The organism is Tahibacter caeni, assembly GCF_024609805.1.
In the GTDB taxonomy this organism is placed as follows: Bacteria; Pseudomonadota; Gammaproteobacteria; order Xanthomonadales; family Rhodanobacteraceae; genus Tahibacter; species Tahibacter caeni.
The window spans coordinates 1-10310 of record NZ_JANFVR010000166.1 but is presented as its reverse complement, the minus strand read 5'-3'; the positions used below and the strand labels follow the sequence as shown (position 1 = coordinate 10310).

The window sequence follows — 10310 nt, the reverse complement described above, 5'->3', positions numbered from 1 at the left end:
GGAGGCCGTCGAGCGTGCGGCGGCCGCGGCGCTCGAAGCAGCCGGTTTCCGCGTCGACTACGCCGCCGTGCGCCGGGCCGACGATCTCGCGCCGGCCGCCGCCGGCCAGCGCGACGGCCTGATCGGTCTGATCGCTGCACGGCTGGGTACGACACGTCTGATCGACAATCTCGCGATCGACGGCTGAGTCCGGTCTGTTGCGCGGTTCACAGACCAGTAGCTTTCTTGTCAAGCCTGTGGTACTGTCGCCACAGCCACTGGGGTTTTCGCAACGTCATGTTGTCTCGGTGGCCGCAGGGCGCATTGTTCAGGTAATCGTCACTCCGATTCGCCCCTCGCCGGTTTCGGCGGGGGTTTTTTTTGCGTGCGATTCGGCCTCGCCTCGGCAGGCGAGAGGCGCCGTCGAATCAAAAACACTCGTCGCATCAGCCGGTTGTCATGACGTGCTGCAATCCTTGCGCGGCCGCCGTGTCCAGTCGTGGCTTGGTCGGCGGAGCCGTCGGGGCGCGGGAACGCGGGAATCGGCGTTTCGATTCTTGGGTCACCGCCCGATCGGGCGGCACAGCGCGCGCGGTCCGCTCCGACACCAAACGTTGCTTTCTGACAACAGTGGCGAATCTGGTCTCCGGCAGACTGGAGCGAGTCGTCACCTCGAACAGAAACGAGCGCACGCATCGGATCCGGCGGTCGAGTCTGTCCCGCATCCGTAGCACGCGGCGTCGATGTCTGCGTCGTGCGACGCGCAGTTCTGCGCGGATCGGCGGTGCGGCCATGCGTCGGCTGACGTCGTCGCGAATCGCACGGTGCAGGACATGCCTCCGCGCAACGATCGACCGGCACTTTGCGCCGGCGCTGCCGTTCGCGGTCGTCGCCAGCCCAGGCGCGATCCGCCGTGGCTGCTGTCCGGACAACGGGGTTTTTTCGCGCGGATTTCGCGGTGTGGACGGTCGACCCGAGCCGGGCGCGCTGATTAAGATCGGACGGCCGATGCGCTGACGCATCGAACAGCCCAAGGAATGCCATGCTGGCCGGACAGCTCGACACTCTGGCGCGGGAAGCCGCGCGCCTGAAGCCTCTGCATCTGCGCGAACTGCTCGCCGAGCCCGGGCGCTTCGAGCGCTTCTCGCGTCGCGCCGGCCCGCTGCTGCTCGACTTCTCGCGCCAGAAACTCGACGAATCCGCGCTGCAGGCGCTCGGTGCCATCGCCGAGCAATGCGGCTGGCGGCAGCGCCGCGATGCGATGTTCCGCGGCGACCTGCTCAACCGCTCCGAGCAGCGGCCCGTACTGCATACGGCCTTGCGTGCCGGCGAGTCGCAGCTGCCGTCGCCGGCGCCGGCCGAGGTCGCGGACGAAATCGCGCGCACCTTGCGGCGCATGGGCGAGCTCGTCGATGCGCTCGAACGCGGCGATGCGGTTGCCTACGGCATTCCGGCCGGTATCACCGACGTGGTCAATCTCGGCATCGGCGGTTCCGATCTCGGGCCGCGGCTCGCCGTCGAAGCACTGGCCGGCTATCACAGCGGCCGCTTCCGCTGCCATTTCCTGCCGAACGTGGACGGTCACGAGACGGCCGCGCTGATGCGACGGCTCGATCCGCGCAAGACCCTCGTTCTGCTGGTTTCCAAAAGCTTCACGACGCAGGAGACGCTGCTCAACGGCGCCGTGCTGCGGCGGTGGATCGCCCAGGCCTACGACGGCGACGAGGCGCGCGCGGCCGCGCATTTCGTCGCGGTCAGCGCGAACGTCGCCGCCGCGCAGGCGCTCGGCATTCCGCCCGAGCGCGTGCTGCCGATGTGGGATTTCGTCGGCGGCCGCTATTCGGTCTGGTCCGCCGTGGGCCTGGTGCTCGCGCTGGCGATCGGCATGCCGAACTTCCGCGCGTTCCTGCGCGGCGCGGCGCTCATGGACGACCATTTCCGCAGCGCCGACGACTGGCGCAACAACCTGCCGGTGCTGCTTGCGCTGATCGGCGTCTGGAATCGCAACGGCCTCGGCCACGCGGCGCACGGCGTGATTCCGTATCTCGACGCGCTGCGCGAATTGCCGGCGTTCCTGCAGCAGCTGGAAATGGAAAGCCTCGGCAAGCGCGTCGGCGCTGACGGCGGCGAGCTGCTGCAGGCCACCGTGCCGGTGGTCTGGGGCAGCGTCGGCACGAACGCTCAACATGCGTTCTTCCAGGCACTGCACCAGGGCAGCGACGTCGTGCCGCTGGACCTGATCGGCGCCGTGCGGCCGGGTCATGCCCTGGAGCAGAATCACGCAGCGCTGCTGGCGAATCTGCTGGCGCAGGGCGCCGCGTTCGCGCTCGGCAAGACGCACGCCGAGGCGCTGGCCGAAGCCACTCAGGGCGATGCGGCCGAACGCGCGGCGCTGGCCGCGCAGCGCACGTTCCCGGGCGACCGTCCGAGCTCGACCCTGCTGCTCGATGCGCTGACCCCGGAAAGCCTCGGCGCGCTGATCGCGCTGTACGAACACAAGGTCGTCGTGCAGGCGCTGCTCTGGGACATCAACGCGTTCGATCAGTGGGGCGTGGAACTCGGCAAGGTGCTTGCGAAGTCGATCTTGCCGGTACTCGGCGGCGCCGACGTGCCGGCGGCGTTCGACGCATCCACGCGCGGCCTGATCGCGGCGATACGCGGACTGTCCTGAGCCGGCGGCGGGCTCGCCGCAGGAGCGGTCGTGCCGGACGTTCGTGCGTTGAAACGCGGCTGATTTCTTCACCCCGGTGCGGCGGCTCGTACAGCCGGCCGCCGCGAGCGGGTCAGCCGGCCGCCGTCGCGTGCCGCGTCTGTTGCTCCAACGCCCAGACCACGTGCTCGCGCACGATCGCGGACGGATGGTCGGCCCGCGCGCGCAGCGCGTCGACGGCGCCGGCGACGCCGCGCGCATTGCCGAGTGCGACGGCGATGTTGCGCAGCCAGCGCTCGTGGCCGATGCGGCGTATGGCCGAGCCTTCGGTGCGGCGCAGGAATTCCTCTTCGCTCCAGCCGAACAGCTCGATCAGCGCGGCGCCGTCGAGGCGGTGCCGCGGCAGGAAATCGGCTTCGGCGCTCGGCCGCGAGAACTTGTTCCAGGGGCAGATCAGCTGGCAGTCGTCGCAGCCGTAGATGCGGTTGCCCATCGCCGCGCGGAATTCCGGCGGAATCGCGCCGTGCAGTTCTATCGTCAGGTAGGAGATGCAGCGGCGTGCGTCGATCTGGTACGGCGCGACGATGGCCTGGGTCGGACAGACGTCGAGGCAGCGCGTGCAGCTGCCGCAGTGCGCGCTGGCCGCCGCGTCGAGCGGCAGCGGCAGATCGGTGTACAGCTCGCCGAGAAAGAACCACGAGCCGGCATGGCGGTTGATCAGGCAGGTGTGCTTGCCGATCCAGCCGAGCCCGGCGTCGCGCGCGAGCGCGCGTTCGAGCACCGGCGCCGAATCGACGAACGCGCGATAGCCGAACGGCCCCGCCTGCGTGGAGATGCGGTCGGCCAGTTGCTGCAGTCGCTGCCGCATGAGTTTGTGGTAGTCGCGGCCGAGCGCGTAGCGCGAGACATAGCCCAGGCCCGCGTCGGCGAGCACGTCCCAGCCGCGCTCGATGCCGGGCGGCGCGTAGTCCATGCGTGCGGAGATCACGCGTATCGTGCCGGGCTGCAGCTCCTGCGGCCGGCTGCGCTTGGTGCCGTGGCGCTGCATGTAGTCCATTTCGCCGTGGCGGCCCGCGGCGAGCCAGTTCAGCAGATGTGTCTCGTCGGCGCCGAGTTCGGTGCCGGCGATGCCGATCTGCTGGAAGCCGAGCTCGGCGCCCCAGCGGCGTATGGCATTGGCGAGTTCGGCGTAGTCCATGCGGGGCAGGGCGCAGCGAAAGGCCCGTAGTCGTTACGGTGATGGCGCGGCGGCGCCGCGGCGATCCGCGATTGTAGGCGCTCGCCGCGGCTGCTGCGCCGGCGGCGGCGTCGCCGGCGATACAAGCGCGGATCCAGGCACCATAATCGCGCCATGAATCCTTCGCGTGCTCTCTATACCGCCGCGCAGATGCGCCGCATCGACGCGGCCGCCGGCGCGACCCTCGATCTCGCCGGTCCGGCGCTGATGCAGCGCGCGGCGCAGGCCGCGTTCGAGGTTCTCTGCCGGCGCTGGCCCGGCGCGTTGCGCATCGCGGTCTGCTGCGGCGGCGGCAAGAACGGCGGCGACGGCTATCTGCTCGCGCGCCTCGCGCGTCAGGCCGGCCGCGACGTCAGCGTCGTCGCGCTGACCGCGCCGCAGGATCCCGACACGCAGGCCGCCGCGGACGCCTGGCGCGCGAGCGGCGGCTTCCTGCATCCGTTCACGGGCCAGGCTTCGCTGCCGCCGGCCGAGGTCTACGTCGACGCGCTCTTCGGCATCGGCCTGAACCGGCCGCTGCAGGGCGCGGCAGCGGCCCTGGTCGACGCATTGAACGCGAGCGGCGTGCCGATACTCGCGCTGGACATTCCGTCGGGCCTGTCGGCCGACACGGGAGCGGCGCTCGGCGCCTGCGTGCGCGCCGCCGCGACCGTGAGTTTCATCGCCTGGAAACGCGGCCAGCACACCGGCGCCGGCATCGACGCCTGCGGCGAACTCGAGCTCGCGCTGCTCGAACTGCCGTCGTCGGTCCTGACCGAGGAGCCGGCCGGCGCTGCGTTGCTGGATTGGGCCGAGCTGCGCAGCCGTCTGCCCGCGCGCCGGCGCGACGTGCACAAGGGACTCTACGGCCACGTGCTCGCGGTCGGCGGCGACCGCGGCTACGGCGGTGCAATCCGTCTGGCCGGCGAAGCCGCGCTGCGCAGCGGCGCCGGCCTGGTCAGCGTCGCGACTCACGAGGAACATCTCGCGCCGCTGCTCGCCGCGCGGCCCGAACTCATGGTCGCCGCGACCGGCGGACCGCAGGAGCTCGATGCATTGCTCGACAGGGCCACGACGCTCGCGCTCGGACCCGGTCTCGGTCAGCGTTCCTGGGGACATGCGCTGTGGCATCGCGCACTGGCCAGCGCCAAGCCGGCGGTGCTCGATGCCGATGCGCTGAACCTGCTCGCGCGCCATCCGCGCCGCTTCACGACGCCGGCGGTGCTGACCCCGCATCCGGCCGAGGCCGCGCGGCTGCTGGCCAGCGACAGCGCGAGCGTGCAGGCCAATCGCTATGCGGCCGCGCTGGCCATCGCCGAGCGCTACGACGCGGTCGTCGTGCTCAAGGGCGCCGGCTCGCTGGTCGCCGCGCCCGGCCGCGCCGTCGCGGTCTGCCCCTGGGGCAATCCGGGCATGGCCAGCGGCGGCATGGGCGACGTGCTGACCGGCGTGATCGCGGCGCTGCTCGCGCAGGGACTGGACGCCTGGGACGCGGCCTGTCTCGGCGCGGCCGCGCATGCGCGCGCCGGCGACATCGCCGCGGCCGACGGTGCCGGCCTGCTCGCCGCAGACCTGTTCGCGCCGCTGCGCCGCGTGCTCGGGAGTCGCGCCCATGGTTGAGAGCGAACTCCATCTGGCCGACGAGAACGCCGTCGCCGCGCTGGCCGTCGCGCTCGCGCCGGTGCTGGTCGAGGGCGGCGTGATTCACCTGCACGGCGATCTCGGCGCCGGCAAGACCACCTTCGCGCGCGCGCTGATCGCCGCGCTCGGCGTGTCCGGCCGCATCAAGAGCCCGACCTACAGCCTGATCGAGTCCTACCGTGCCGGCGGTCTTTCGATACACCATCTGGATCTCTATCGCATCGCCGACGCCGGCGAACTCGAATGGCTGGGCCTCGACGAAATCGCCGACGGCGCGAGCCTGATCCTCGTGGAATGGCCCGAGCGCGGCGGCGCGGCGTTGCCGCGGCCGGACCTCGTGCTCGAGTTCGCCTATGCGCCGGTCGGCCGGCGGCTCGCGCTGCGTCCGCAAAGCCCGCGGGGCCGTTCCTGGCTGGCCGCAACAAGCGCCTTGCATTCCGTCGCTTGAGGTGAATTTCTGACTCGAAGCCCAGGAAATATACCCAGTCCCGTGTTTTGCAACGAAAAAAGCTTGAAAACCGCGGCGGCCTGGGTTTGAATCCGCAGCCATGTGGGGAGCCGCCGTCACATCGCTGCGCGCCGTCGCCGTCCTGATCGTCTCGGGACTCGTGGCGACCTGCGCCGACGCGGCCCAGGTCAAGGCCCTGCGTGTCTGGGCCAGCCCCGATTCCACGCGCGCCGTGTTCGACGTTTCCGGTCCGCTCGAATACAAGCTGTTCGAGCTCGACAATCCCGACCGCATCGTTCTCGACATCAAGAATTCCAGTCTCGCCGACGGCGTCGCGGCACCGGCGCCCAAGGGCCTGCTCGGCACCGTGCGGCTCGGCAAGCAGGGCAAGTCCGATCTGCGCGTGGTGTTCGATCTGCCGCAGGGCGTGCGTCCGAAGAGCTTCCTGCTGCCGCCGGCGGACAAGTTCGGCCATCGTCTCGTCATCGACCTGTTTCCCAAGACCAAGGCGGCGCGCGAAGTCGTCAAGAGCGTCGAGGACGTGCTGCCCGGCGACGGGCGCAAGGTCATCGTCGCGATCGACGCGGGACACGGCGGCGACGATCCCGGCGCGATCGGCGCCTCGGGCACGCATGAAAAGTCGATCACGCTGAACGTCGCGCGCGAAGTCGCCAAGCTCGTCGACGCGCAGCCCGGCATGAAGGCGCACCTGGTCCGCGACGGCGACTACTTCATACCGCTGACCGACCGCTACAAGAAGGCGCGCGAAGCCAAGGCCGACCTGTTCGTGTCGATCCACGCCGACGCCTGTCCCGGCGCCTGCGGCGCGCGCGGCGCGTCGGTATGGGTGCTGTCGCCGCGCGGCGCGACCAGCGAAGCCGCGCGCTGGCTCGCGGCCAAGGAAAACGGTTCCGACCTCGTCGGCGGCGTCTCGCTCGACGACAAAGACGACACGCTCGCGGCCGTGCTGCTGGATCTGTCCCAGGGCGCGACGATGGAAGCCAGCTCGGCGATCGCGCAGATCGTGCTGAAGGCGCTCGGCAGGATCGGTCCGACGCATCGTGGCTATGTGGAAAAAGCGAACTTCGTGGTGCTGCGTTCGCCGGACGTGCCGTCGATCCTCGTCGAAACCGCGTTCATCACGAACCCGGCCGAGGAAAGGCGCCTGACCGATCCGGAACACCGCGCCAAGCTCGCGTCCGCGGTCGTCGAGGGCATCAAGACCTATTTCATGCAGACGCCGCCGCCGGGCACCTGGTTCGCCGCCAACAGCACGGGCCGGCGCGGACCGTCCGAGCACGTGGTCGCGCGCGGCGAGACCCTGTCGGGCATCGCCGCGCGGCATCGCGTCAGCCTCGGCGCGCTGCGCGAAGCCAACCGCATCGCCGCCGACGGCAGCGTGCGCGTCGGCGACGTGCTCGACATCCCGCCGCAGGGCTGACGCTGCGGGTCGACGCGTTTCCGCGGCCGCTGGCGAACAGCCGCCGCTCACCGGGTTCTCGATTCCCGAGTCCCTCGGACAACGGGACAGCCGGGTACGTGCGTCGCATGGGTTCGGCGGGAAGCGGAGACGTGCGGCGCGCACCGATGCGATTCCGCGGAGATCGTCCGGGCCTCACGGATGCGGCGGCGCATCTCGGGGCCAGGCGAAATCGTTCGTGTAGATCCGGCCCGGATCGCGCTCGAACGCGCCTGGATTCGGCGCGGCGCCCGCAGAGCCGTCGTTGATGCCGGGCAGCGCAACGCCGCGATCGGTCGCGGCGCTGCATGCGCTCAGTCCGCGTCGCCGCCGAAATGCCGCTCGACCTGCTGCAGGCGCTGCTGCAGCGCATCGACGAGATTCTCCAACTGCTCGATGCGCGCCTCGAGCGCCTGGGCGCTGCCGCCGGCCGCTTCGCCGGAGGTCGCGGCCGCGTAGCTCGCCACGTCGATCTCGCCGCCGAGCAGGTGCATGTAGCGGTCCTCGCGCTGGCCGCCGCTGCGCGGAATGCGCACGATCAGGGCCGGCTCGCGCTGGCTCAGGCGGTCGAGCGTGGCGCGCACCTCGTCCAGTCCCGGGAAATCCGCGAGGCGGTCGCTGCGCGTCAGCAGTTCCGGCGCGGTCTGCGGGCCGCGCAGCATCAGCAGCGCGAGCAGCGCGCGCTGGCGCGGCGTGATCGACAGCGCCTGGTCCATGCGGTGTTCGTAGCGCGACGCGCGTGCCGACATCGAGCCGGCGACCAGGCGCTTGCCCTCGAGCTGGCGCAGCGCATGGCCGACCGCACCGGGTTCGAGCTCGAGTATCGGGTCGCGATTGGATTTCTGGTTGCAGGCGGCGACGACGGCGTTGAGGGTCAGCGGATAGACCTCGGGCGTGGTCGCGGCCTTTTCGACGAGGCAGCCGAGCACGCGCGCTTCGATCGGTTCGAGCAGCGGCTGGGAAGGTTCGCGGGTTTCTTCGGTCATGCGCGGGCTCCGGCGGAAGGAATGGCGAGCATAGCCGCGGCGCGGCGGGGCGCGGATGTCCGCATCCTGCCCGCGTCGCATGACGGCGGGCTTGCACCTGTCGCCGCCGCGGCTAATGATGACGAAAGCTTCACGCCGGCAGGTGCCGACTAGTCGTCAGTGCGTCGCGAGGTCGTTGCGATGAAACGTTTATTGCTGCTGATCCTGCTGGCCGGCGTCAGCGAACGCGCCGAAGCGATCGCGCTCGACTGCCTGTTCCTGGATGCCTTCGAGAGCGGGACTTCCGTCGCACCGGCGAACTGGAAGCCCTTGCTGACCCTGCACAACTGCGTGCGCCGGTCGGTGACGCCGGCGGCCGTGCCGAGTCTGGGCCTGCTGCGCTGGGACGCGGCGATCGCGACCTTCGCGCAGAACTACGCCAACAACTGCCAGTACGCGCACAACCCGAGCGCGCCCTACGGCGAGAACCTCTACGCCGGCGCGGTCTCGTCGGGTTTTCCGACCAATGTCGAGGCGGCTGCGGCGACCGGCTGGGCCAACGAAGCCGCGAGCTACAACTACGCGGCCAACAGCTGCAGCGGCGTCTGCGGCCATTACACGCAGATGGTCTGGCGAACGACCGCGGCCGTCGGCTGCGGCCTGCGCCAGTGCACGACGAATTCCCCGTTCCAGCCGCCGTTCACGAACTGGACCCTGGTGGTCTGCAACTACAGTCCGGCCGGCAACGTCATCGGCCAGCGGCCGTACTGACTGCGGCAGCTGCGCGGCGTCTCCGGGTAGCCGTCAGAGCCGGCGTCCGGCCGCGTTGCGCCGGCGCATCCACGCATGGACCGGCAGCCCGGCCGCGAGCAGCACCGCGCCCCAGGCCAGCGCCTGCGTGCCGGTGCCGACCAGCGCGTAGGCCGCGAACAGCGCGGCCGGCCCTGCGACCAGCGCCGCGCGCGGCTGGCGGTGCTGCAGTTTCAGCAGGGCCAGCGCGCAGACCAGGAACGGCAGCAGCGAAGCCGCCGTCGACAGCAGGATGGCCCAGGTGAACAGGCCGACCAGGCTCGCGTTGAAGTTCGCGATCACGAGCAGGCTGGACAGGACCCCGCCGATCAGCAGGCCGGCCGTCGGCGTGCCGTTCGCGTCGGTATGTGCGAACACCGCCGGAAACAGGCCGTCGCGCGCGATCGCGAGCGGCAGCTGGCCCGACATCAGCACCCAGCCGTTCAGCGCGCCGAGGCAGGTCAGGGCGGCGACGACGGCGACGACCTCGCCGGCGCCTTCGCCGAGCAGGCGCCGCACCGCGGCGACGAACGGCGCGCCGGAACTCGCGAGCGATTCGGGCGGGACCAGGCGCAGCACTGCGCTGCAGGCGGCGATCGTGATCGCGATCGCGACCGCGGTGCCGAGCAAGGTGGCGCGCGGCACGGTGTGCTGCGGATCGCGCACGGACGCCGCCGGCACGGTCGCGCTCTCGAGGCCGAGGAAGGCCCAGAGCGTCAGCGCCGAAGTCGCGAGCGCGACCTGCAGCAGGCTCTGGCCGCTGGGATTGAACGGCGCGGCCGCGGCCGTCGGCGCCGGCGCGACGAGCACGAGGCCGGCGAACGCGAACGCCGCGAGCGCGATGACCTTCAGTGCCGTCGTGACCAGCTGCACGCCGCCGGCCGTGCGCAATCCGCGCAGGTTGAACGCGATGCACAGCCAGAGGAACACGATCGCGACCAGCGCCGCGCGCAGCGGCGTCGCGGTCAGGGGCGGCACGACCGCGCCGGCATAGCCGGTCAGCGCGATCGCGATCGCCGGCACCGCGCTCCAGATCGAGATCCAGTAGCACCAGGCGACGACGAAGCCGGCCGCGTCGCCGAACGCCGCACGCGCGAACGCGTACGGTCCGCCCGGCGCGGCCGGCACGCACTGGCCCAGGCGCGCGAACGTCGCCGCGAGCA

General features: G+C 70.9%; 9 protein-coding genes. 6 read left to right on the top strand and 3 right to left on the bottom strand.

The window, feature by feature from the left end:
* On the top strand, positions 1 to 187 hold a 187-nt coding region (locus tag NON22_RS14400; RefSeq protein WP_257387639.1), incomplete at its 5' end, for a pantoate--beta-alanine ligase.
* An 834-nt stretch (positions 188 to 1021) separates the two neighbouring features.
* Positions 1022 to 2650, top strand: a complete 1629-nt coding sequence (pgi, locus tag NON22_RS14395; RefSeq protein ID WP_257387638.1) for a glucose-6-phosphate isomerase — start codon at positions 1022 to 1024, stop codon at positions 2648 to 2650.
* Between the two features lie 112 nt (positions 2651 to 2762).
* Here the strand turns inward: pgi and queG are convergent, their stop codons facing one another.
* Entirely contained in the window at positions 2763 to 3827 is a 1065-nt protein-coding gene (queG, locus tag NON22_RS14390) for a tRNA epoxyqueuosine(34) reductase QueG (RefSeq protein ID WP_257387637.1), read from the bottom strand.
* Positions 3828 to 3980: 153 nt separating this feature from the next.
* Between queG and NON22_RS14385 the strand changes: the two genes are divergently transcribed.
* From NON22_RS14385 to NON22_RS14375, 3 genes are all read left to right on the top strand, one after another.
* Positions 3981 to 5465 carry an NAD(P)H-hydrate dehydratase gene (locus NON22_RS14385; protein WP_257387636.1) on the top strand — a complete coding sequence of 495 codons (1485 nt, stop codon included), beginning with the start codon at positions 3981 to 3983 and terminating at the stop codon, positions 5463 to 5465.
* On the top strand, positions 5458 to 5934 hold the full coding sequence (gene tsaE / locus NON22_RS14380; RefSeq protein WP_257387635.1) for a tRNA (adenosine(37)-N6)-threonylcarbamoyltransferase complex ATPase subunit type 1 TsaE: 477 nt from the start codon (positions 5458 to 5460) through the stop codon (positions 5932 to 5934). The genes NON22_RS14385 and tsaE overlap by 8 nt, the downstream gene beginning before the upstream one ends.
* 100 nt (positions 5935 to 6034) lie before the next feature.
* The gene (locus NON22_RS14375; protein ID WP_257387634.1) at positions 6035 to 7375 is read left to right on the top strand and encodes an N-acetylmuramoyl-L-alanine amidase; all 1341 of its coding nucleotides are present in this window, start codon (positions 6035 to 6037) and stop codon (positions 7373 to 7375) included.
* Positions 7376 to 7707: 332 nt separating this feature from the next.
* On the opposite strand, the gene NON22_RS14370 is transcribed toward NON22_RS14375, so the two are convergent.
* Positions 7708 to 8379 (bottom strand): YceH family protein, encoded by a 672-nt coding sequence (locus NON22_RS14370; protein ID WP_257387633.1) that lies wholly within the window; start codon positions 8377 to 8379, stop codon positions 7708 to 7710.
* Between the two features lie 180 nt (positions 8380 to 8559).
* Between NON22_RS14370 and NON22_RS14365 the strand changes: the two genes are divergently transcribed.
* The gene (locus tag NON22_RS14365; RefSeq protein ID WP_257387632.1) at positions 8560 to 9129 is read left to right on the top strand and encodes a CAP domain-containing protein; all 570 of its coding nucleotides are present in this window, start codon (positions 8560 to 8562) and stop codon (positions 9127 to 9129) included.
* Positions 9130 to 9162: 33 nt separating this feature from the next.
* Here NON22_RS14365 and NON22_RS14360 read toward each other — a convergent pair.
* The coding region (locus tag NON22_RS14360; RefSeq protein ID WP_257387631.1) for an amino acid permease at positions 9163 to 10310 on the bottom strand (1148 nt) is incomplete at its 5' end.